Annotated in this window: 19 protein-coding genes and 2 pseudogenes; 15 read left to right on the top strand and 6 right to left on the bottom strand. The window is 39.0% G+C overall.

The features are described 5' to 3' along the window. The first annotated feature begins 262 nt into the window (after window positions 1-262). On the top strand, window positions 263-1,798 hold the full coding sequence (locus tag V7K69_RS22365; protein WP_335038349.1) for a DEAD/DEAH box helicase: 1,536 nt from the start codon (window positions 263-265) through the stop codon (window positions 1,796-1,798). Between the two features lie 166 nt (window positions 1,799-1,964). Continuing rightward, window positions 1,965-2,054: pseudogene (locus tag V7K69_RS22360) on the top strand (Uma2 family endonuclease); the annotation flags it as partial. 10 nt (window positions 2,055-2,064) lie between these two features. Here V7K69_RS22360 and V7K69_RS22355 read toward each other — a convergent pair. Next, window positions 2,065-3,012 carry an aldo/keto reductase gene (locus tag V7K69_RS22355; protein ID WP_335038346.1) on the bottom strand — a complete coding sequence of 316 codons (948 nt, stop codon included), beginning with the start codon at window positions 3,010-3,012 and terminating at the stop codon, window positions 2,065-2,067. On the opposite strand from V7K69_RS22355, the gene V7K69_RS22350 reads away from it, so the two are divergent. Then, complete coding sequence (locus tag V7K69_RS22350; protein ID WP_335038344.1) at window positions 3,002-3,259, top strand: hypothetical protein; 258 nt, start codon at window positions 3,002-3,004, stop codon at window positions 3,257-3,259. The genes V7K69_RS22355 and V7K69_RS22350 overlap by 11 nt on opposite strands. 20 nt (window positions 3,260-3,279) lie before the next feature. On the opposite strand, the gene V7K69_RS22345 is transcribed toward V7K69_RS22350, so the two are convergent. Next, window positions 3,280-3,504, bottom strand: a complete 225-nt coding sequence (locus V7K69_RS22345; RefSeq protein WP_179066759.1) for a hypothetical protein — start codon at window positions 3,502-3,504, stop codon at window positions 3,280-3,282. A 312-nt stretch (window positions 3,505-3,816) separates the two neighbouring features. Between V7K69_RS22345 and V7K69_RS22340 the strand changes: the two genes are divergently transcribed. The 5 genes from V7K69_RS22340 (at window position 3,817) to V7K69_RS22320 (ending at window position 9,126) form a co-directional block, all read left to right on the top strand. Further along, a complete protein-coding gene (locus V7K69_RS22340; protein WP_335038340.1) occupies window positions 3,817-4,428 on the top strand; it encodes a hypothetical protein in 612 nt (203 codons plus the stop codon). A gap of 487 nt (window positions 4,429-4,915) precedes the next feature. Further along, entirely contained in the window at window positions 4,916-6,400 is a 1,485-nt protein-coding gene (locus V7K69_RS22335; RefSeq protein WP_335038337.1) for a BCD family MFS transporter, read from the top strand. A 69-nt stretch (window positions 6,401-6,469) separates the two neighbouring features. Further along, window positions 6,470-7,276, top strand: a complete 807-nt coding sequence (locus V7K69_RS22330; protein ID WP_335038335.1) for an inositol monophosphatase family protein — start codon at window positions 6,470-6,472, stop codon at window positions 7,274-7,276. Between the two features lie 214 nt (window positions 7,277-7,490). Next, window positions 7,491-8,063 carry a hypothetical protein gene (locus V7K69_RS22325; protein WP_335038333.1) on the top strand — a complete coding sequence of 191 codons (573 nt, stop codon included), beginning with the start codon at window positions 7,491-7,493 and terminating at the stop codon, window positions 8,061-8,063. Between the two features lie 106 nt (window positions 8,064-8,169). Next, complete coding sequence (locus V7K69_RS22320) at window positions 8,170-9,126, top strand: MDR/zinc-dependent alcohol dehydrogenase-like family protein (protein ID WP_335038328.1); 957 nt, start codon at window positions 8,170-8,172, stop codon at window positions 9,124-9,126. Window positions 9,127-9,222: 96 nt separating this feature from the next. On the opposite strand, the gene V7K69_RS22315 is transcribed toward V7K69_RS22320, so the two are convergent. The 4 genes from V7K69_RS22315 to petP all read right to left on the bottom strand — a co-directional run bounded on the left by V7K69_RS22315 (window position 9,223) and on the right by petP (window position 12,266). Then, the gene (locus tag V7K69_RS22315) at window positions 9,223-9,510 is read right to left on the bottom strand and encodes a hypothetical protein (protein WP_335038325.1); all 288 of its coding nucleotides are present in this window, start codon (window positions 9,508-9,510) and stop codon (window positions 9,223-9,225) included. 106 nt (window positions 9,511-9,616) lie between these two features. Beyond that, window positions 9,617-10,663 carry a chlorophyll synthase ChlG gene (chlG, locus tag V7K69_RS22310; protein ID WP_335038322.1) on the bottom strand — a complete coding sequence of 349 codons (1,047 nt, stop codon included), beginning with the start codon at window positions 10,661-10,663 and terminating at the stop codon, window positions 9,617-9,619. Between the two features lie 193 nt (window positions 10,664-10,856). Next, window positions 10,857-11,957, bottom strand: coding sequence for a Get3/ArsA fold putative tail anchor-mediating ATPase NosAFP (locus V7K69_RS22305; RefSeq protein ID WP_335038320.1), 1,101 nt, complete (start codon window positions 11,955-11,957; stop codon window positions 10,857-10,859). 120 nt (window positions 11,958-12,077) lie between these two features. After that, entirely contained in the window at window positions 12,078-12,266 is a 189-nt protein-coding gene (gene petP, locus V7K69_RS22300; RefSeq protein ID WP_012410854.1) for a cytochrome b6f subunit PetP, read from the bottom strand. Window positions 12,267-12,520: 254 nt separating this feature from the next. On the opposite strand from petP, the pseudogene V7K69_RS22295 reads away from it, so the two are divergent. The 7 genes and pseudogenes from V7K69_RS22295 (at window position 12,521) to V7K69_RS22265 (ending at window position 22,733) form a co-directional block, all read left to right on the top strand. Next, window positions 12,521-13,237 (top strand): annotated as a pseudogene (locus tag V7K69_RS22295) (Uma2 family endonuclease). A gap of 339 nt (window positions 13,238-13,576) precedes the next feature. Next, window positions 13,577-14,383, top strand: a complete 807-nt coding sequence (locus V7K69_RS22290; RefSeq protein ID WP_335038319.1) for an ABC transporter permease — start codon at window positions 13,577-13,579, stop codon at window positions 14,381-14,383. Further along, the gene (locus tag V7K69_RS22285) at window positions 14,384-15,124 is read left to right on the top strand and encodes an ABC transporter ATP-binding protein (RefSeq protein ID WP_335038317.1); all 741 of its coding nucleotides are present in this window, start codon (window positions 14,384-14,386) and stop codon (window positions 15,122-15,124) included. Between the two features lie 188 nt (window positions 15,125-15,312). Next, window positions 15,313-16,500, top strand: coding sequence for a class I SAM-dependent methyltransferase (locus tag V7K69_RS22280; RefSeq protein WP_335038315.1), 1,188 nt, complete (start codon window positions 15,313-15,315; stop codon window positions 16,498-16,500). A gap of 26 nt (window positions 16,501-16,526) precedes the next feature. Then, window positions 16,527-20,249: a glycosyltransferase gene (locus tag V7K69_RS22275; protein WP_335038312.1), complete on the top strand. Its 3,723-nt coding sequence runs from the start codon at window positions 16,527-16,529 to the stop codon at window positions 20,247-20,249. Between the two features lie 44 nt (window positions 20,250-20,293). Next, complete coding sequence (locus V7K69_RS22270; RefSeq protein WP_335038310.1) at window positions 20,294-21,259, top strand: GDP-mannose 4,6-dehydratase; 966 nt, start codon at window positions 20,294-20,296, stop codon at window positions 21,257-21,259. A gap of 175 nt (window positions 21,260-21,434) precedes the next feature. Continuing rightward, entirely contained in the window at window positions 21,435-22,733 is a 1,299-nt protein-coding gene (locus tag V7K69_RS22265) for a glycosyltransferase family 4 protein (RefSeq protein WP_335038307.1), read from the top strand. Window positions 22,734-22,771: the final 38 nt, after the last annotated feature.

Here is a 22,771-nt window from a genome sequence, read left to right as displayed (position 1 = left end):
ATTGTCCTTTGTCTTTTGTCTTTTGTCCTTTGTTAAATGACCCTTACAGATTTACCCTTATTTTAAGGTCAACGCTGCGTTAATGGCAGTTTTCATGAGGGTTTACCTGAAGTTCGCGGACTTTTTGGCATAGTCTCTCAAAGACTTGAGGCTTCGCTACCGCCCTTGGCTTACTAATAACTAATGACTAATGACTAATGACTAATGACTAATGACTAAATGGCTAATCCAAGAATCCTTACATAAAATTTAGGACGAATTAATGACTCTTTCATTCCAAGAATTAGGCATTTCCCAAGAACGTGTCGCCCAACTAGAAAAAATCGGTTTTACCGAACCAACTAACATTCAAGTCCAAGCAATTCCCCAATTGCTGGGTGGTCGTGATGTAGTAGGTCAATCTCAAACTGGAACAGGCAAAACGGCAGCATTTTCACTGCCTATTTTAGAGCGGCTAGATATTAATCAAAAAGCCGTACAAGCCATAGTTTTAACACCAACTCGTGAATTAGCAATGCAGGTTCACGATGCGATCGCCCAATTCATCGGCGATGAAGGATTGCGGGTGTTAGCAATCTATGGTGGTCAATCAATTGACCGCCAGATGCTACAACTCAGACGTGGCGTTCACATGGTTGTGGGCACCCCAGGACGAGTAATTGATTTACTTGATCGCGGCTGTTTAAAGCTCGATCAAGTGAAGTGGTTTGTACTGGATGAAGCCGATGAAATGTTGAGCATGGGCTTTATTGATGATGTAATCAAAATCCTCTCACAAGCGCCCGTAGATCGCCAAACAGCTTTATTCTCGGCAACAATGCCACCATCGATTCGGATGTTGGTGAACAAGTTTTTGCGATCGCCTGCAACTGTTACTGTTGAGCAACCAAAAGCTGCTCCCAACAAGATTAATCAAGTAGCTTACTTGATCCCCCGTCACTGGACAAAAGCCAAAGCCTTACAGCCGATTCTGGAAATGGAAGATCCAGAAACAGCTTTAATCTTTGTTCGCACCAGACGTACAGCCGCAGAACTCACCAGTCAGTTACAAGGCGCTGGTCACAGTGTCGATGAATACCACGGTGACTTGTCGCAACAAGCGCGGGAACGGTTATTGATCAGATTCCGTAACCGTCAAGTCCGTTGGGTGGTAGCAACTGATATTGCAGCACGAGGGTTAGATGTCGATCAACTCTCCCATGTAATCAACTACGACTTACCCGATAGCGTCGAAACCTACGTCCACCGTATTGGTCGTACTGGTCGTGCTGGTAAAGAAGGAACAGCAATTTCTTTAGTACAACCATTTGAGCGCCGCAAACAGCAAACATTTGAACGTCATAATCGCCAAAGTTGGCAATTGCTGACCATTCCCACACGCGCACAAATTGAAGCGCGGCACATCATGAAACTGCAAGAACAGGTGCGGGAAGCTTTGACAGGTGAGCGTTTGGCTTCATTTTTGCCAATTGTTAGCGAACTAATTGAAGAATACGATGCTCAAGCGATCGCCGCAGCCGCATTGCAAATCGCTTACGATCAAACTCGCCCCGCTTGGTTGAGTTCAGATGTAGAAATTCCCCAAGAGGAATCTTCTGCTCCCAAACCAAGATTAGGCAAGCGTCGTGAATCTTCTAGCGATCGTCCCCGTTCTGCATGGAAATCAGATAGTAACAATGGTGAAGAAAGACATTCTTCTCCCAAGCCAAAACTGCGGACAAGTGGGCAGGAGTCTTCTGCTTCTGCATCCCCTAGTAAAAAGATAGGTTCACCCACAGCTAGGGAATCGGCTTCTTAGTCAACAGGTTAGAAGTTAATCAATTTTGGATTTTAGACTTGTCGTGAGCGTTCAGTCGAACGATTTTTAGATTTTTCTTCAATCCAAAATCCAAATATAAAATTGGAGAGTTGAGAGTTAAGAGTTAAGAGTCAAGATTTTGGCTTTGGCTCTTGACTTTTTGGTTTTGCAAGACAACGACAAACTGACACTACCAGACTTACTACCAGGTTGGGAGCTAGTAGTGTCAGAAATTTGGCCTCCTATGTTTGAGTAGTTCAAAACTACTACAGCCAAGGACGACTAACTAATTCTAATTGTCCAATTTCATCGTCGCTCAATTTCCAGCCTAAAGCACCAGCATTCTGCCGTACCTGTTCAGCCGTCTTCACCCCAGCAATGGGAATAACGTTACCCTGAGCAATTAACCAGTTGAGAGCAACTTGGGCTGGGGTGCGATCGTATTTTTCCCCGAAGTTGCGTAGCAAAGATATGACTGGGGCAATTTTTTGCAGACCTTCTTTCTTAAATCGCGGGTCTATTTTTCTCGCACCAGTGGGAATTTCAGCACTATCAATACTGTACTTACCTGTGAGTAATCCCTGTGCTAAAGGACTATATGCCAAGATAGTTACACCCAACTCACGCGCAGTTGCGATAATGCCTTGACTTTCAACTTGGCGACTGAGTAAAGAATAACGCACTTGGTTTACAGCCAAAGGCACTCCACGGGCTGCCAATATTTGATGCGCGTCGCGCATTTGCTCTGCTGAGTAATTACTCACACCAACAGCCTCAATTCTGCCCCGCTTCACTTCATCTGCTAAGGCATTCATCAAAGTTTCTTGACTTAAAAGGAAGGCAAAAGGCCAATGCACTTGGTACAGGGCGATCCGCTCAAGTTGTAGGCGTTTGAGGCTGGCTGTTAAAGCATCAGAGACAGATTGGGCTGTAAATCGCCACGGTACGGGGCCAAATTTTGTGGCGATTTGTACAGGTTGTTGTGTCTGTTGTAAAAATTGCCCTAAAAATTCCTCGCTCTTTCCCATTCCGTAGATTTCGGCAGTATCAAAGAAGGTAATACCAGCTTCTAAGGCTGCGGTAAAGGCTTCTTGTAACTGTTCTGGGCCGTAGCGATCGCCATAATTCCAAAATAGTTTATCACCCCAAGCCCAAGTGCCGATGCACAAGGGTGTAACAGATGGGCCATTTTGCCCCAATGTAATGTTTTCCACGGTTGCAAAATTTAGTTTATTTACATTTCTTTACTTTTATAGTGTATCGTTACAGACAAGATTGGGTGCGATCGTCACCACTGGGCTGCAAATCTTGTGGTGTCGCAGCTACGCCCGTCGTAGAGATCGCGCCTTGCATAAAGATTTAAAACCTGAATCAAACGCGCATAAACAAGATCCCCGACTTCTCGAAGAAGTCGGGGATCTGCGGGTTGCAATTCTCACAAATCAAATAGGATTGCTATAGTTGAGTATATTTACTTGTATTTAAGAATTAGATGATTTATCCTGCTTGGGTTTTTTGATTAATTCCATGTAGACATTAATCTCACTAATTTCTACATCATGCTCAACTCTGGTTACTTTCCATCTCTCCTTTTTTAGGTAAACTTCCTCTCCTACTCTGGGAGTAAATTGAAGATCGTAGAATTTTTTGAGAAAATCTTTTTGATTTTCTTCCCATAATATTACTTTGACTGGTTCTTTACTCATTGCTTATGCCTTTTTGATTACTAGATGAAGGTAAGTAGTTTGAGGACATACATACCGCAAGTTTATCTTACTAATTCAATGCAATAGCGTAGTTAAAACCACATTTTAATATTGATATTTTTATTATTGGTAAGTTCCCATCGTTGCGATGCCTGCGGCGGGGCGCAGCCCATCGCTATTTTTTAGCTAGTCCTGCTCAATGTTGCGATAAGTATTTGTTCAAGCTTTTTGACTTTTATTCTGATCGTGATAATTCAACCGAATTTTACGGGAATACTTATAAATAGTTCTATCTTCTCTAAATAACTAAAGATGAGTTTATTTAACAAATTTGCAGCAACGTTTGAAGAGTCTAGACAATTTTTCCAAAGAAGTCTAGAAGAATACATAATGTTTAGCTCAGAAGCTAAACAGTTGACTTTGACCAAAAAAATGGTTTTAATTCTCTGTCAGCAAGCCGAATCTAGAGTTGAACAATTAAAAAGCTTAAAACCACACTCTGAAGAGGGACTGATTGCGACAATAGAGTACAACAAAGTTCAAGTAAAATTACATTTTACTCCTGAAAAAATAACTCTTAATAAAGAGTATATTGAAGGTGAACTTCGCTTATTGAACCCTCCTAAGTTTGAGACTGAATCGATAGTTTACCGTTACCTCATTGCAGGTTGGACAAGATTTTTGGGAGGTAAATTTCCTAATGGAGCTTTACCAAAAGAGGTTAGAATTGAAAATAATAAGGTCTATTATACTCTTGCTCGAAATGAATTGCAGCTTTTAGATTCCCTTTTCCATAATCTTGAAAATGGTTCTGCTTTGATGACTAAGCTTCAACAAGGAGAATTAACTATTGAAACTTCAGTAGCTTTGAGTTGGAATAATTTTAAGCTTCAAAATTTGCTTCAAGTTCTGAATGTCAAATAGGAATAAAAATAGAGAATTAATTTTTATTTTTCTTTTAAAAATAGCCACGCTTGAGTAATAGAAATGCAAAGTATTGACTCAATACTTTATCGATTCCCCAGGCTCATCCGAGCAAAAAAGCTGATAGCATTGACTCTCAAAACCATTGATGTAACTTGTTTATGGTCCAATACTGTTCAGTTAAGGACTTCTTTCTTATCTTTGCGTCTTTTGCGTCCTTCTCTAACGAGACGCTGCGCGTAGCTTGCTTCGACCTAGTAGTATGCGGTAGCCTGCGGCTTGCCGTTGACGCTCCTTCTCTGCGAGACGCTGCGCGAACGTCGCTACCGCTTCGCTAATGCGTCTACGTTAAAAAAAAATTGCAATGTCTATAGCAGGCGAAGCCATCGCAACTTCCACTTTTCGTTCGCTGATTTCGAGCTGGTAGGGTTTATCTTTATTTAAAGAGAGAGAGATAAAATCCTATAAACCATACGAAAAAGTAGCTATGGCCACGAGCGATGTTTCACCCAATCCAGAATCAAATTCGTCGATACCTTTGGAATCATTGCCGAGAATTAATTTACTGACAATGTTCCGACTGGGTTTGTTTCAGATGGGATTAGGCATCATGTCGCTTCTCACCTTGGGTGTGCTGAATCGAGTGATGATTGACGAGTTGAAAGTCTTGCCATTAATTACGGCTGGTGCTATTGCTATGCACCAATTTGTTAGCCCGGCACGAATTTGGTTTGGGCAGATGTCTGATGCCAAGCCATTGCTGGGCTATCACCGCACTAGCTATGTCTGGATTGGTGCAATATTATTTACGACTATATCTTTCTTGGCTCTGCAAGTAGTTTGGCAATTAGGTAGCAGTTTGCAAACCACTGGCTGGAGTTTCCAAACCTATGGCTGGGCGGGAGTGCTAGCATTAACTTTTGCAGGATATGGTTTCGCTCTGAGTGCCAGTTCTACACCTTTTACTGCCCTTTTAGTAGATGTTACTGATGAAGATAACCGCTCTAAATTGATTGGGATTGTCTGGTCAATGCTGATGATTGGCATTGTCATTGGAGCAGTAGTTAGCTCTAAGTTGCTAGAAAGACCAGAAATTTGTGGGACGGCTCTTTTAGCCTATAACCCTTCTCAGACAAACAAAGTCGTTGACATAGCTAAACTACAATCGACAATCAACCCCGTTTTTCTAATTATGCCTGCGATCGTCTTTGGACTATCACTGTTGGCAACTTTCGGCGTAGAAAAGAAGTATTCCCGTTACACTTCCCGTTCTTCTTTGGTAGGTAGAGAAGACCAAATAACTTTGGGTACAGCCTTACGAGTGCTAACTGCTAATCGCCAAACAGGAGTATTTTTTAGTTTCCTCTTGGTGTTGACTATTAGTATTTTTATGCAGGATGCAATTTTAGAACCCTATGGTGGAGAGGTTTTCGGGATGTGCATTTCTCAAACCACTAGACTAAACATTCCTTTTGGAATCGGTACCCTCATCGGAATTAGCTCTACTGGGTTTTTGCTTTTGCCGCGCTTAGGGAAGAAACAGACTACTAAAATTGGTTGTATCAGTGCAGCCGTCAGCTTTGGCTTAATCATTATGTCAGGGTTTAGCGCCAACCCAGGTTTATTAATGGGTAGCCTACTTGTTTTTGGTCTGTCATCTGGAGTCATTACAGCTGGTGCTACCAGTTTGATGTTGGATTTGACGGCTGCGGAAACGGCGGGTACATTTATTGGGGCTTGGGGATTATCTCAAGCAATGGCTAGGGGATTGGCTACAATACTTGGTGGAGCAGTTTTAAATTTAGGTAAAATGATTTTCCCGTCACCAGTGTTAGCATACAGCATGGTATTTGCGGTGCAAGCAATAGGGATGCTTGTTGCGGTTTCGTTACTGTGGCGCGTGAATGTCCAAGAATTTCAGATGAATGCCAAGACTGCGATCGCATCTATTTTGGAAAGGGAACTAGATTGAACTTTACCCTCCCAAGTAAAGATGACGAAAACCCTTTGCTTCTTTACGCCTTTGCGCGAGAATTAACCAATGAATGATTTTTGGACAACAATTCTAGATTTTGCCCAAACTACCACTACCAGGGTGGGTAAGCAGCTAATGCAAGATTTTGGGCAAGTACAGGCTGACCAAAAAGCTGATGGAAGTTTGGTGACGCAAGCAGATAAATGGGCAGATCAGGAAATTCGGGATGCGATCGCTTCTACTTTCTCTGGTTACGGCATTTTGAGCGAAGAGAGCGATCAGTCATTTCCCGGTACTGAGTGGTGCTGGGTAATTGACCCCCTAGATGGTACAACCAACTTCACACGCGGCATTCCCATCTGGACAATTTCTCTGGGTTTACTGTATCGAGGCACGCCCATTTTTGGGTATGTTTACGCACCAACCTTGGATCAAGCTTTTCATGGTTTTTGGGCGGGTTCATCTGGGTTAGCAACACCAACAGGAGCATTTCTCAACCACCACCCTATCCATACCAGTGTTGATAGTCCTAGCAATAATCACTTTTTTAACCTTTGTTCTCGTAGTACCGCAGCTATCAAAAACGGCTTTCCTTGCAAAATTAGGATGTTGGGTGTAGCTAGCTATAACTTTTTGACAGTTGCGACTGGGGCTACTCTCGGTGGGATTGAGGCTACACCAAAAGTTTGGGACTTAGCCGGTGCTTGGGTAATTGTCCAGGCTGCTGGTGGAGTATGGTCATCCCTTAAATCAGAACCGTTTCCATTGTCACCGGGAGAAGATTATAGCGATCGCTCTTTTCCCACTTTGGTTGTCAGTCGTCCCGAATTAGTTCCGGTATTTCAACCTTTTCTAGATGGCGTAAAAATCTAATCTGCCGCTCTCACACTTAAAACAATTATTTTGTCAATCAAAGTAGTAAGTGGCGACATCCCGACATCAAAGTTAATAAAGCCCTACTCAGACAGAGAATTGAGTATAAATAAAACTGGTAATAATCCTGATTTAAGTGCAAAACTAATGTAGTTACTAATTTAAGTACCGTTGTGGCTTATATCACACTGCTTAATTTAGTATAAATAATTTTATGTTATCTAATCTAGATTTAATTCGAGAGTTTGTACAAAACTCTATTCAGAAAAAAGAAATTTTGTTGTCAAATCCTGCTTTGACAGCGCAAACAGTGTATAAAATCAACCAACTGACAGCAAAAGGTGAAGGTGTGATTGCCACCTTCCAACTATCTAATACACTATCTGAATTCTTGATTTCTCCAAAATCATCCCAGTGGGAATTGATAAATCAGGTATTAGCAGAATATAGTTATCTTCTCAAAGGAGAAGTAGATAGTCGGGGTTTCTATCAGTATCAATACAGCGAAGTTCCCAAAGGCTATGAGATGCACTGTACTAAATCTGTACTTCTATGGCGAGCTTGGTGGAAATATCGCAAGTATACTTCCAGACTAGGAATTCCCTTGGAACTTCTAATCAGGACGCGGGATTCATGGTATCCAATCCGAGATTTAATTATTAGTGATGGACTTCTTTATATCAAAACTTTAGGAAGCGAGATCGCACTTGATTCAGAAGACTTGGTTACTTGGTTAAGCAGAATTGATGTAACTAAAACTAAAGAAATACCTAGTACAGAGACATAAATGTGGCTAGAGGTGTACAGATGTACGCTCCTACAGTAGATTAATTATTTTGCAAAGATTTTTAAAACTGGCATGACAACATATTAGGCAAAGGACGTGAAGCAAAATGAAAGGACTTTGGCTCGAAAATAACCAGTTGCAACTACGTACAAATATTCCCATCCCTGAACCACCACCAGGAGAAGCTTTGTTACGCGTCTTGCGTGCGGGTATCTGTAACACTGATTTGGAACTACTTAGAGGCTATTATCCTTACACTGGTATTTTGGGGCATGAATTTGTCGGCGTGGTTGAAAAAGGGCCAGAACACTTAGTTAACCAACGTGTAGTTGGAGAAATCAATGCTGTATGTGGGCATTGTCGGTTTTGTATCAGTGGACAACCAACTCACTGCGAAAATCGTACAGTTTTAGGTATTGTCAATCGGAATGGAGCCTTTGGTGAATATCTCTGTTTGCCGGTGGAGAACCTGCATTTAGTACCCGATAATGTGCCCACCGAAGTAGCAACATTTACCGAACCCATAGCAGCAGCTTTAGAAATTCAGCAGCAAGTACCATTGCATCCAAACGACAGGGTGCTAGTGGTTGGAGATGGTAAATTAGGGCAGTTGGTAGCCCAGACACTAGCCTTAAGTGGCTGCGAACTCTTGGCTGTGGGGCGACATCAAGACAAACTTGCCAACCTAGAGGCGCGGGGGATTAAAACTGGTTTAGCTGATGCTGTAAAAGATGGATATTTCGATATCTCAGTAGAATGTACAGGCAACCCAGAAGGATTTGCGATCGCCCGCCGCGCCCTCCGTCCCCGTGGTACGCTTGTTCTTAAAAGTACTTATGCTGGCAACCTTAGCTTAGATGTTTCTTCTTTAGTAGTGGATGAAATCACCCTCATCGGCTCCCGTTGTGGGCCCTTTACTCCAGCCCTCCAGCTACTAGCCACAGGACAAGTTGATGTGCAACCCTTGATTCACGCCACTTACCCCCTGATTGAAGGGCTTGCAGCTTTTGAACACGCCCAGAGTCGGGGTGTTTTAAAAATCTTGCTGGAAATTGGTCAATAGTTATTTGTCATTTGTCATTTGTCATTCGTCATTCGTCATTTGTCATTGGGTATGGGTTATTGCCCTTTTGCCCTTGTTTCCCCCAGTCCCCATTCCCTAATACAGATAAGGATTTGTCTTGGGTTGATAGTCAAGACAATTGATCGCTTCTTCTGTATTGGCAATAGATGGGCGTACAGTACATTTAAGACGGTAATTGTCGGTAAAAAATTGGCAACCAGCACAGGGGATTTGATGCATAAGTTTGGCTGTAGTCACACTATCTCGCGCCGCCGTCCAGAGACTCAAAACAACGAGAATAGTTACAGTCCAAGCAGTGATAAAGCATATTGGGATTAAAAAAGGTTGAATCCCATGAAGGAGGAAAAATATTACTTTTAACAAAATATGTCCTGATACAAATTAGGAATTAGAAGTATATTAACTCCTAACCGGAGGCGGAGCGTCTCCGGCTCCGCTTTTAATTCCTAACTTCCGACTATAGAAGTATTTAAATACCAGCATGACCTAGCGCTAAACCTGTTACCAGCATTCCTAGCACAAGGAAAGGTTGGGCGCTGGCTTGGTACTTAACATCATTCTTCACAGGGTCGCGCAAGAAATACATATCTTGCAAGGTGATTTGCGGAATGATTAACAGTACCAGTATCGTTGCATACAAATTCTCATGGATGCTGACAAGATAAGCTGCGATCAATCCTTGAAATACATCAATTGTCACTACACAAATCCATGCCGCAGTGGTGATGCCAAACATTACAGGTAGTGAATTTAATCCTAACTGGCGATCGCCTTCTACACTCTTAAAGTCATTGACAATGGCAATACCCAATCCAGCCAAGCTGTAGAACATTGTCAAAATTATAATTGTGGAATTCAGTTCACCAAACAAAGCGTGTCCTGTAGACCAAGGTAGGGTAATGTAACTTGCACCCAAGGCGTAGCTGCCTAGCCAGCCGTTTTGTTTGAGTTTCAGGGGAGGTGCAGAATAAATATAGGCGATGAAAGAACCGATAATTGCGATCGCTGTAATTGTTGGGAATTCATGACCAGACCACACATCCAACACAAACGCCAAACCATAGCCAGCAATCAGTAATACCCAAATCTGAATAATTACCTGGGGTAGGGGAATTGCCCCAGAGGGAATCGGGCGATAGGGTTCATTAATGGCATCGATTTCGCGATCGTAGTAATCATTGAGGATTTGGGTGTAACCTGTCATCAATGGCCCAGCTAGCAGCATACAGGTTAATACCTTCAACACATTTTCTAGTGTCCAAGTATAGTTACCCGAAGAAGCCGCACCACAGATTACACCCCAAATTAGGGGAATCCAGGTAATCGGCTTCATTAGCTGCAAACGAATTTTCCAAATTGAAGTTTCCCCAGCAGCTGCACCTTTCATCCCCAGCAACTGCCTAGTTTTCGCATTGCGATCGGCGGATGCAATCGCTTGCTCATTGGGATTATTTACCACTGCGTCTAAGGCCTCAGATGGGTTAGGGTCTGGGGTAATGGGAGTTGATTCTGACATAATTTTTACTGATTAATTAGGCATTGGGCACTGGGCATGGGGAATTGGGAATTGGGAATTGAGAATTGAGAATTGGGAATTGATAATTGGGAATTAGTTATTAATTCTTTTCCCTAACTCTCTGACTCCCTAACTTCCTCATCTCCCATTCCCCATTCCCCATCTCCCATTCCCCATTCCCCATTCCCATAACTTAAAACGAAATTATCAAATAATTATTCTGAAACTTTGCTCCAGCAACGGGTCTGCCACTGAGAGCCGGGGGTAGGGGAATATTGCGTCGCTGGTCTCCTGCTTCTACCGTGACTTCTGGCCCATATTGCGTCAGCTTGACTTGCTTTTTGTCAAATCCTGGCAAGAATAAGCGTACTTGACGATTGTGAATGTCTATTTCAATTGGTTTAGGAGCCTGTAAAGCTTGTGCTTCAAAGTTGGGTAGTGCATCTATCAGTGGTTGCCACTCACCTGTTGGCGAGTCGGGAACGACGCTCACAGGTAGGGGTATAAATTCCTCTGGCAGATTGACGTTTGTCTCAGGAGAAACAAGCAGAACCCCACCGACAGTTAAACCAATTTGTTGAGCGCTACCCCATAAATAACGAGCATTTGCTACGTCAATTGGATCTCCTGTGGTCACTAAGAAAGCAGCAAGACGCTTCGGATCGGCAAGAGCAGCTCTCCCTTTTTCCAAGAAATTATTGACTTGGTTAGTAGGTTGAGCAAAGTTATCTGCTGTCCAGTTGATATTGAAAAAGCTGCTAATTAGCGGTTGGATTAAGGGCGATTCAGTAATAGTCTTTCCTAAATCGGAGTTGACAAATAATTGCCGAAATCGCCGGACATACCAACTGAGGGATTCTGGCAAACCCAACATTCGCAACGTTAAAGAGTCACCCGTGCCATCGTAGACGATCGCATCATATTTGCCACTGGCATCATATTCGCGGATAGCATTGAGAGCTAGGGCGTTGTCCATCCCTGGCAATACTACCAGTTCTTGACCAAAAACGTCTTTGAAAATGGGCGTGCGGAGGTATTGTGCCTCCAGTTTTTTCACTTCGTCCCAGTTGCGCTCAAGCAGTACAGATGCTTGAAACTGTACCGCCTGTAACTTGGGAGCAATCTCTTGAGGATCGGCAGCAATGGTAGTACCCAACAGGATTGACAATGTTGGTTCTGCTTGTCCTGCTAGAAGTACGCGCTTGCCTTGACTTGCCAATAATTTGGCAGCGGCGATCGCAATTTTGGTACGAGCGGTGCCGCCTTTGCCCAAAAATGTCAATATTAGAGCCATTACTTGATTCCTATTTTCACCGCCGATCTTTTCAATTCCAACTTAGCACTCAATAAAGATTCTCAACCTGTGCTGGAGATTTCAGAAGCCAAGAAAAACCCAGTTCTATGTTACTTACTACTACACAGGCTTAATTTCATCTTCAAAAAACCAAGTGGAAGTATTGTCCTCAAACAGCACTACTACACCGATCCCAGCATCGATGACTTTGTAGCCTTGAATGATACCCACTTGTCCTAGTTTTTTTACAATTGGGGGAGAAACGCGATCGCGCAAACGAAAGACTTTAACCTTTTGTCCGATTTCCATGCCTGATTACAATGCAACAAACCAGTCTCAGTGTAGCGGAATCCGTGACTCAGCTTTCACAAATTCAGGGGAGATGAGGGAGAAAATTCTAAACTTCTAACCTCAGAACTTAAAATTAACAACAGATGCGATCGCAACGATTAGTCGTATTGGTGGAACATTTGCGATCGTTAGAGGTTCATCTAGATAGCTTGAGTTAAGCAACCGAAGTAGTAGTTATGTATCAAACTATTCTTCGTCCACCACAATAAACCATGCCTAAGATGGATGATTTACCCAGTGAATTAATATGAAAATCAGGTTTTACAGATAAATTTCACTGCATTCAGGCGGATTTTCTGAGTGAGACTTGTCAGCCTCTTGCTTATCCATCTGAGGAAATTTTGCTTGCTAGCGACTTAAATCTTTACTACGATCCCCGCCATCCTTTCTGGTACAAGCGTCCTGATTGGTATATGGTTTTAGGATTACCTAGTGCTAGCCAACAGCAAGACCTACGCTTAAGTTACGTCATTTGGCAAGAAGGAATTGATCCATTTTTAGTAGTTGAATTACTTTCACCTGGTACAGAACAAGAAGACTTAGGAAAAACACTGCGGAAAGTAAATCGACCCCCAACGAAGTGGGAAGTATATGAACATATTTTACGGGTTCCGTACTACGTTATCTACGACCGCTATGAAAATAATTTACGTGCCTTTAAGGTCAATGGCACTCGCTACGAAGCAATATCTTTACCAGAGAATCGCCTATGGTTAGAAGAGTTAGAGCTAGGATTGGGTCTTTGGCAAGGTAATTATCAGCAGACAACAGGTTTGTGGTTGCGATGGTATAATTCTGCGGGTTGGGTGCCGACTCGAAGAGAACAAGCTGAACAGGAACGCCAACGGGCTGAACAGGAACGCCAACGGGCTGATCGATTAGCAGAGTATTTGCGATCGCAGGGAATTGACCCAGATAGCCTGAGTTAGGTAATGGAGTAAAGCTTAAATCATCCAATAAGTAGACATCCAGAAAAACATTAGAATATTTGACTTTTAAAGATTTTTGTGATATTAAAACTGGCTAGTTTGTACCAGTGAATTCTAGGAACTAATTGATAAATTAACTGGTCTTGCCGGGGTAGGATGTGCCTAAGAGCAGAAAAATGGTAATTAGTAACTTGTGTGTTTAACAATGCTTAAAAAAAAAGTTTTTAATGGTAGGCTAAGGCGTGTTTTTAAAACTGGAAACGTAGTAGCGCGGCAAAGTACTTTCCAATAGTATAAACTTTGCGAATAATGTACTGTGGTGTGTGGTAGTTTTTAAGGATGATAATTTCGCTTAAAGATAATTCAACTTTGTTGCAAGTGCGGCGCTATTGGGAATTGCTGCACGTTTTGGTAGCGCGGAATCTCAAAGTGCGTTATAGAGGTTCATTCCTGGGGGTTTATTGGTCGCTGTTGAACCCGGTGATTATGACTGGGCTGTACACTGCAATTTTTGGGACAGCGTTTTCGTCGTATTACAATAACTCAATAGCAAACTATGTATTAGCATCGTTTACAGGGCTAGTAGTAATCAACTTTTTTTCAGCTTCTACCTCTCAGGCATTGAGTAGTGTAGTGGGTAATGGCTCACTTTTGAATAAAATTCGTCTGCCAGTCAGTATTTTTCCTATATCAATGGTTGCAGCAAATGTATTTCAGTTTGCTGTAGGGGTGTTGCCCTTATTAACAATTATAACTTTCGTTAAATCCAAGAGTCTAGTAAATGTACTGGCATTACTGTTTCCTTTTCTAGCGTTGGTTTTAGTCTGTACGGGAGTTGGTTTGTTGGTAAGCGCTTTATATGTATTTTTTAGAGACTTACCTTATTTTTATGAGTTAATTATATTTGTAATTTGGATCAGTAGTCCTGTATTCTATCCGCCAGCCATTGTTCCAAAAAAAGTACAAGCCTTTTTAGGATTAAATCCTTTATCACCAATTATTGAAAGTATCCGTCAGATTACACTATCAGGAGCGCTACCGGATTTAAGTTTAATTTGGGGAGCCTTGCTCAGTGGCATAATTATTTTGTCACTGGGATGGGTCTGTTTTCACTTGTGGCGACATCAATTTATGGATTTGCTGTAAATGGAAGTAATTCGCCTAGATCAAGTTTCGCTGTTGCGACGGACACAAGAAGAGTTTTCTTATGACCTCAAGAAAACGCTAATTTCTATTTTAGAGGGTAAATATAACCAGCCTGCAAAAAAACTGGTGTTAAGTGAAATTAATTTGGTTGTTGAAAGAGGTGAAAAAATAGGCATCATAGGAGCAAATGGCTCTGGAAAATCAACACTATTAAAGATAATTTCTGGAATTTTGCAACCTACCAGTGGTTTGGTACGAGTACGCGGTCAAATTGCTCCATTGATTGAACTTGGAGCGGGGTTTGATGCAGAAATTTCTGTGATGGATAATATTTTGCTGTATGGCGTATTACTGGGATATTCTCGAACAGAAATGCGGAAAAGGACGCTTTCAATATTAGAGTTTGCAGAGTTAGAAGATTATGCATTAGTACCCGTGAAGGGATTATCTTCTGGAATGGTAGCGCGATTAGGATTTGCGATCGCCACCGACATACAGCCGGACATTTTGATATTGGATGAAGTATTGTCGGTAGGAGATGAAAGTTTCAAAAACAAGTGTAAGCAAAGAATTGAGAAATTTTGGAATCAGAACGCCACTGTATTAGTAGTTTCTCATGATTTAAAATTTATAAAACAGTCTTGTGTTCGAGGCATTTGGTTAGATAAAGGAAAAGTGCGTTTTATGGGAAACGCGGATGAAACTGCCGACTACTATTTAAACTCAGTAAGTAAAATTTAATCTAAATTATCTAACATTAATTATTTACTTATCAGTAGTAATTCTGCCTTAAGGAAAATTATTTGATGAACCACATGAATTGGAAGATTACATGATTAGAGAGACTTAGGCAAAAATTGTAGTTAGACTTTAAGTAAAAATGTATTCTTTTAGGAAGAATGATCGATGATAAATTTCAGGAGAATCAAATGAATTACGAAAAAATACTAGAGCGTATTAGTGATGTTTATCAACAATCCGTTAGGTTTTATCGTCCGGCTGCAAATGAGGAAAATGAATCAAGCAAAACAATAAATTTACCTCATCAACTAATAAATAATAGTTATGCTACAGAAATTGATGGAAATTATTTATTATTTTTTAATGAGATATATACAAATACTATTCGTAAATGGCTAAAAAATCTTTTAAAGAAAATAGCATGGCCTATTTTTAAAAGACAAGTTTATTATAATTCTGCTGTTAGACAACTTTTATACAATTTAATCCAAAAAAGTGATGAATATTCTCTAAGGGATAAAGAGGTAAATAAGAAGTTTTCTCAGCTTGAGCAAAAAATAGAACAGCTTTCCCAGTTTAAGCAAAAAATAGACCAACTTTCTCAACTTGAGCAGAAAATAGAGCAAATTTCTACTGACTTACAAGCTGACAACAGTGTAACGAACCAAGCCTCTTCTAATGAAGAATCTAAAATTGCGAGTGGTTTATGGTTCAATGAACCAATAATTGTGGGCTATCACGAAAATGGCGAAGCTTATTGGGCAGGAACTAATGAGAGAATATTCGAGAAGACCTTTGTTTTACAATCTCTTGCCCGTTTGTATGAATCAAGCAGTATAACAGTCTTGGATGTTGGGGCTGCCGAAAGTCTCCTTTCGTATGAGTTAGCTAGTTTTAATTATTCAGTTACAGCGATAGACATTCGCCCCATAGCTTTATTTCATCCCAACTTGAAGTTTGTTAAAACTGATATCTGCAACCCTGTATTAGCGCCAGCTAGTTTTGATTGTGTGATTGCTTTATCTACTGTGGAACATATTGGCTTGGGATGGTATGGAGATGAAACAGGAGAGAGTTATGATATTAAAGCTGTCCAACAGATTAGTTTACTTTTAAAACCAGAAGGTAGTTTTATACTCACAGTTCCCTATGGCAAAAAAGCTTTAACACCAGTGCATCGAATATATAACCAAGAATCACTACAAAAACTAATTCAAGATTTCAAGATAGTTCAAATATCCTATGGAGTACGTAAGGATGACTTCACTTTGACTATCACTGAAAATGAATTAGAAGCATCTGAAAAAGAACATAATCCAGATAATTACCTTCCTGGCGCAGTAGCTATGCTGGTATGTAAGAAGAACCTTGTATAAAAAATTAAATCTCAAATTGACGCAGCATGAAAATAGCCATTGATCTTCAAGCTCTACAAACAAATAATTCTAGAAATAGAGGTATTGGTCGTTATACACAATCTGTAATAGAAGCTCTATTTAGACAGCAAAATACTCTCAGTTACCAGTTATACACTAATAGTAATCTACCAGCCCCAGAACTAGATGAGAACTACTTTCAATATAATTCTGTAGATTACCAGTACATTGGTAGTTGCGACATCAATGAACTACTATTAACAACTGTTTTAATGACAGCAGATATTGACATAATATTTATACCTAGTCCGATGGAGGGTTTAGACTCCACAATACCTGACTATAGCGATTTTACTGAAAAAGTTTTTGTCATCTGCTATGATTTAATACCTCTCATCTTTTCTGATAGATACTTAAATGAGTCAAATATGCGCTCATTATACATGAAGCGCTTAAAAAATATACAAAATGCTGATTTTATATTTGCAATCTCGGAAGCTACTCGCCAAGATGTAATTAAATACCTAGATATACCCCCTGAGAAGGTTTTAAACGTTTCGGGTGGTGTTTCTAGTTTTTTTACTCCAATTCCTGCTCATGAACACCAAGCTTGGCTTGAAACTTTTGCAAGGAAGTTTGGTATTTGCAAAAAATTTATTCTTTATACGGGAGGCGAAGATTGGCGAAAGAACATTGAAGGTCTAGTCACTGCTTTTTCTGCCTTACCCAAGAATTTGCAAGAATGTTACCAGTTAGTAGTTGCTTGCAAAGTTTCTGAGCATTTCAGTAAAGAAATAACTAGCTTGGGGACAAAATTAGGAATTAACAAATCCATAATTTTAACAAATTATGTTACAGATGAAGAATTAAGAGCTTTATATTCAACTTGCTCTTTATTCGTTTTTCCTTCTTTTTATGAAGGCTTTGGTTTACCGCTACTTGAGGCTATTTCATGTGGCGCACCATCTATTGCAAGTAATTGTTCATCTTTGCCAGAAATTTTAGGTTCTGATGAATTACTGTTTGATCCATACTCACCTTCTGATATGGCTGGGATCATGCAAAAAGTTTTATCTGATGAGAACCTTAGAAAAAAAATCTCAGAGGACTCACTTCAGCAATCCGCAAAATTTTCTTGGCAATCTGTTGCTAAAAAGATGATTGATGTGTTTCAAGAGCATCAGCTATTAAATAAAGTATCTATTTCAGTTAATCAAAAACCACAAATTGCTTTTTTTAGCCCATTTCCACCAGCTAAATCTGGTATAGCAGACTATAGTCAGGACTTGTTACCATCATTGGGAAAACATATTAACCTTGATTTATACCATGATGATAGTTATTTGCCAGATATTAACATCGGTAATAACTTATTTTCTCATAGTAAATTTGAAGAAAGATTGAAATCTAAAGGATATGAAGGTATTATTTACCAGATAGGGAATAGTAGCTACCATTCTTATATGTATTCCCATTTAATGAGATATTCTGGAATATCCGTGTTGCATGATTATTACTTGGGAGGACTAATTAATTATATGGAAGCTCGTTGTCCAGAGCTTGGTATTAAATTTTCTAAAGAGCTAGAACACTGTTATGGAAAAGATAGAGCAGTAAAAATTTTAAACCTTTTAAAAACAAAAGATTTAGATATTAATGAGAAGTTGTCAGAAGTAGGTCTTTATGTAAATAGAAGAATTTTTACGCGCTCTCTAGGAGTGATATTACACAGTAAATGGGCTTATAACTGTGCTATTGAAGAATTTACTAATGATAATAGCCATATTGTTCACATACCTCAGATAGTGCCAAAGTATGTTGTTAAGGAAAAATCACTAAGAGATCAATGTAAACAGTTAGGTCTTCCAGACAATAAACTTATAATATCAACCTTTGGTTTTATCAATAAAACTAAACGTCCGCTACAAATTATTTATGCATTTAAGAAGTATCTTATAACTCAACCTAATGCTTACTTAGTATTTGTGGGTGGTACTGATTACCTGGGTACGATTAATATAGAAAATGAAATTAAAAAACTAAGTTTACAAGATCAAGTAAAAGTTACTGGCTATGTCAATATGCCGGATTTTTACCGTTATATAGAAGTATCAGATATATGCCTCAACTTAAGATTTCCTTTTAACGGAGAAAGCTCTGCATCACTTCTGAGAATTTTGTCTGTTGGTAAGCCTACTATTGTTACAGATATCGGTTCATTCTCTGATTTTCCTAATGATGTAGTGTTCAAAATACCGTATCTCGGACAAAGTGATGAAGTAGAAGAGATATTGAAATCTCTTATTTTACTAACTCAAAACTCCGACTACAGAAAAACCTTGAGTGAAAATGCATATAAGTATATTGCTCAGGAACATTCCCCAGATAAATGTGCTAATTTATATGCTGAGTTTATCCAGCAAATACTTTCTTCACCTCAAGCAAAAAGTAAAAAACTTGCTGACTATGTAGGACGCGAATTAGCTAAAGTTGTACCTAATACATCTAAAAAGCTGTTTACTACTTTTGCTAGAGTTATTGATAATTCGCATCAGGAAGAACAGCAAGTAGTTGAAAATTTTGATTTCAATAATACTGCGATACTAATACAAACTCCTTTACGAAAACAACTCAACTTTAATGATTTTTTACACGAATGTCGTTCTATTTGCCTTGCAAAAATACCACAAGCTAAAGAGATATTGAGTATTGGATGTGCTGGAAATTGGTACTTCGAGTGGTTCGATAAATTTTATCCTTACTCTATTGAAAATCACACTGGTATAGATTTAAATCCAAAGCCACTAGATTTACCAAATAATGTAACTTGGATTCAACATGATGGTGATGATCTAAGGTTAATAGAGTCACAAAGTTTTGACTTAGTGCTTGCTGGTCAATTTATTCAACATCTATCTTGGAAATCACAAGTAAGTTTCTTATTAGAAGTCAATAGAGTACTTAAACCTAATGGTATTTTTGTACTTGATAGTCTTAATTATACTGTTACTAATAGATATGGTTGGAAACAGCCAGAACATATACATGAACTAACTTTTCAACAAGTATGTGAGCTTTTACGAATCTCAGGTTTTAAAATTCAAGATTCATTCGGTTTGATTTCAAAAGAGTTGTTAGGAATTCCACCTAATTTATTTGGCAGATATATTGAACCTTGTTTAGACATAAATTTCTATCAAGAAGATATTGATAAGGCAATTAATCAAGAACCGCAAAATTCCTTTGTTTGGTGGGTAACATTTCAAAAATTTCAAGAAATTGATCTCGCAGATAAAACTCTAGTTAAGCGAATGCAGGAGTTTTACCTGGAAAACCAAAAAATTAAAAATGAGGTAATTTTTCATGGCATTGGTTCAATAATTGAAATCAAGCAAGAGTATTTTGTAATTGCAAATCCTGATGATGGACAAGGATTTGCAATTTTTGGCCCTTACGATTCTTATTGCAAAGGTAAATATTTAGTTGAATTTGAAATCTTTGCCCCTGATGAGGAGAATAAAATACATAAAAGGAATCTAGATTTAGTTGTAGCGATCGCAGATGTTTCTACTAACTCTGGTGCGCTAGTTCTAGCCAAAAAAGAACTTACTTTAAGAGATATCTTAAAGAAAGAAAAAACAAAACTAAAGTTTATTATAGATACAACATCTATACTAGAGTTTCGAGTTTTATCATTAGGATTATATCCAGTTTTAGTTGGTATCAAACCAAAAGTAACAATGCTATAATTTAGTATTTCCAGAGAATAAATAATATTGTAAAAAAAGTGAGCATGACAACAAAAAAAGCCCTAATCACCGGGTTAACCGGACAGGATGGTTCATATCTTGCCGAACTACTTATAGCAAAAGGCTACCAAGTCTTTGGTCTAGTCCGCCGTTCTAGCACCAGTAACCTAGAGCGTATCACCCACCTTTATGGCGACATTCAAATCGTATCTGGCGACCTGCTTGATCAATCATCCCTTATGGATGTAGTGAGCGAATGCCAACCAGACGAAATATACAATCTTGCCTCTCAAAGCTACGTTCCACTTTCTTGGACACAACCGGCTCTTACTGCTGAATATACTGCTCTCGGTGTATCTCGCCTTTTAGAATCTATTCGTCGCTGCAAACCTGATGCCAAATTTTATCAAGCATCCAGTAGTGAAGTTTTTGGTCAACCCGACGAATCGCCTCAAACCGAACGCACTGCCTTTCGTCCCCGGAATCCTTATGGAGTTGCCAAAGCTTATGCTCATTGGATGACTGTCAACTATCGGCAGAAATACAACCTTTATAACTGTTGTGGTATTACTTATACTCACGAATCGCCTCGACGTGGGACAGAATTTGTATTTCGCAAAATCACGCACGCAGTTGCCCAAATTAAATTAGGTTTGGCAAATGAACTAAAATTAGGCAATCTAGATGCCCGTCGTGATTGGTGCTATGCCAAAGATGCTGTCTACGCTATGTGGCTGATGTTGCAGCAGGAACAACCCGATGACTACCTTATTGCCAGTGGTGAAACGTACTCTGTTAAAGAACTTGTTGAGTGTGCTTTTGACTGCGTTGGGCTTAATTGGCAAGATTATGTCTCGGTTGACCCCGCTTTTTATCGCGCTGATGAACCAGTGCAATTAGTTGGTTGCATTGATAAAATTAAAATTGCAATAGGTTGGCAGCCTCAATACTCTTTTAATCAATTGGTCGAGTTAATGGTTGATTATGACCTTAAGAAATTAAGCAGTTAGCTCATTTAGCTTCTTAATCATAGATAACCATTAACTTGAGACTAGGAAAAAAGTAAAATAGCTTACCTAAGAATGTAACTACTGAGTTTTTTAGTTATGGATTTTCTTAGGTAAGTTTTTTAAGTAAAAAATTATTAAGAATTTACAAGAAAAATAGTTTTAAGTAGGTTTTAGGATGAAGATATTTCTAGATTGTACTCATACTACAAAACATACATATAAAAATACTGGAATCCATCGAGTAGTTCGAGAACTCACTTCTGAATTATTGCAAATAAGCTCAAACTGTACAGACATAGAAATAGTTGCAGTTATGTTTGATGGTAGTTTTATGCAGAGAGTGACTAATCTTAGTCAAAAGCAAAATGAGCATTTTGTCAAGGTTAAAAAATATCTCAATCTAACTAAAATAAATAAAAAAGTTCAAGCTCTACTTTTGAAGCTGAAAAATAAATTTATAAATTTTTTGTATGTATTAAATTTAATTGATTGGTTTGATTTAAATTCAGCAAACAAAAAAGTTTTTTTAGAATTTGAAGGTTCTATAATTCAGCCAGGAGATATTTATGTGATAGCTGATGCTAACTGGGATTTACCTAAAACTTACTATAGATTTTTACAACTTTTAAAAAGACATAAAGTTACTATTGTAGTTATATGCTATGACCTCATTCCAATAAAATTTCCAGAGTTTTCTTCTAAGAGATTTACTAAAGCTTTTATAAAATTTTATAGCGATTATTCTCCTTTATTCGATAAGGTATTATGTATTTCTAAGAAAAGTGCTGAAGATTATAGTAATGCAATAAATCAAGGAATATTAGCTAATAATAAGTCACAAATTGTTCAAAGCTTTCGTTTAGGTAGTAACTATTTTAAACATGATTTGTTACTAAGTGAAGAAAATAACAGCCTCAATGTAAAGTTGCAGAAATTAATTAATAAAAAATATATTTTAGTAGTTGGCAGTTTAGTGCCTCATAAAAATATTAAAACCATCATTGCAGCTTTTGATTTATTGATAAATTCTAGTTATGATGATGTAATTTTAATTTTTGCAGGTAATAAAGGTTGGGACTCAGAAACTGATAATTTGATAGAATCGAATAAAATGTATGGCAAGCTTATAGAAATACTAGGTTCTGTTACCGATGTTCAACTAGATTTTCTCTATCAAAACTGTTACTGTTTAGTTCAAGCCTCCTTTTATGAAGGATTTGGATTACCTGTGGTAGAAGCATTACAACACTGTAAACCTGTAATCGCTAGCAATGGTGGTTCTTTACCTGAAGTAGGAGGTGATTTTTGTAGATATTTCTCTCCTACTCAACCAACAGAACTGTATGAAGCTTTAAAAGAGCTACTTGATTCAGAGATTTACTACAATAATTTGGTAGAGCGCATCAGAAATGAGTATGTACCATTCTCATGGCAAGAATCTGCTGAGGAGTTTCTCTCTTATTTGTATAATTAAATTAAGTTTAAAGAAAAGCTTAAAAATTTGTTAGTCAA

Origin of the sequence: Nostoc sp. (genome assembly GCF_036917775.1) — a bacterium.
Lineage (GTDB): Bacteria > Cyanobacteriota > Cyanobacteriia > Cyanobacteriales > Nostocaceae > Nostoc.
This window is presented reverse-complemented; position numbering and strand designations above follow the sequence as displayed.

Excerpts from the sequence above, each read along its gene's own strand:
- V7K69_RS22365 (WP_335038349.1), top strand. The coding sequence starts at position 263 with ATGACTCTTTCATTCCAAGAATTAGGCATTTCCCAAGAACGTGTCGCC.
- V7K69_RS22350 (WP_335038344.1), top strand. The coding sequence starts at position 3,002 with ATGTTTTCCACGGTTGCAAAATTTAGTTTATTTACATTTCTTTACTTT.
- V7K69_RS22345 (WP_179066759.1), bottom strand. The coding sequence starts at position 3,504 with ATGAGTAAAGAACCAGTCAAAGTAATATTATGGGAAGAAAATCAAAAA.
- V7K69_RS22340 (WP_335038340.1), top strand. The coding sequence starts at position 3,817 with ATGAGTTTATTTAACAAATTTGCAGCAACGTTTGAAGAGTCTAGACAA.
- V7K69_RS22335 (WP_335038337.1), top strand. The coding sequence starts at position 4,916 with ATGGCCACGAGCGATGTTTCACCCAATCCAGAATCAAATTCGTCGATA.
- V7K69_RS22330 (WP_335038335.1), top strand. The coding sequence starts at position 6,470 with ATGAATGATTTTTGGACAACAATTCTAGATTTTGCCCAAACTACCACT.
- V7K69_RS22325 (WP_335038333.1), top strand. The coding sequence starts at position 7,491 with ATGTTATCTAATCTAGATTTAATTCGAGAGTTTGTACAAAACTCTATT.
- V7K69_RS22320 (WP_335038328.1), top strand. The coding sequence starts at position 8,170 with ATGAAAGGACTTTGGCTCGAAAATAACCAGTTGCAACTACGTACAAAT.
- chlG (WP_335038322.1), bottom strand. The coding sequence starts at position 10,663 with ATGTCAGAATCAACTCCCATTACCCCAGACCCTAACCCATCTGAGGCC.
- V7K69_RS22305 (WP_335038320.1), bottom strand. The coding sequence starts at position 11,957 with ATGGCTCTAATATTGACATTTTTGGGCAAAGGCGGCACCGCTCGTACC.
- petP (WP_012410854.1), bottom strand. The coding sequence starts at position 12,266 with ATGGAAATCGGACAAAAGGTTAAAGTCTTTCGTTTGCGCGATCGCGTT.
- V7K69_RS22290 (WP_335038319.1), top strand. The coding sequence starts at position 13,577 with ATGATAATTTCGCTTAAAGATAATTCAACTTTGTTGCAAGTGCGGCGC.
- V7K69_RS22285 (WP_335038317.1), top strand. The coding sequence starts at position 14,384 with ATGGAAGTAATTCGCCTAGATCAAGTTTCGCTGTTGCGACGGACACAA.
- V7K69_RS22280 (WP_335038315.1), top strand. The coding sequence starts at position 15,313 with ATGAATTACGAAAAAATACTAGAGCGTATTAGTGATGTTTATCAACAA.
- V7K69_RS22275 (WP_335038312.1), top strand. The coding sequence starts at position 16,527 with ATGAAAATAGCCATTGATCTTCAAGCTCTACAAACAAATAATTCTAGA.
- V7K69_RS22270 (WP_335038310.1), top strand. The coding sequence starts at position 20,294 with ATGACAACAAAAAAAGCCCTAATCACCGGGTTAACCGGACAGGATGGT.
- V7K69_RS22265 (WP_335038307.1), top strand. The coding sequence starts at position 21,435 with ATGAAGATATTTCTAGATTGTACTCATACTACAAAACATACATATAAA.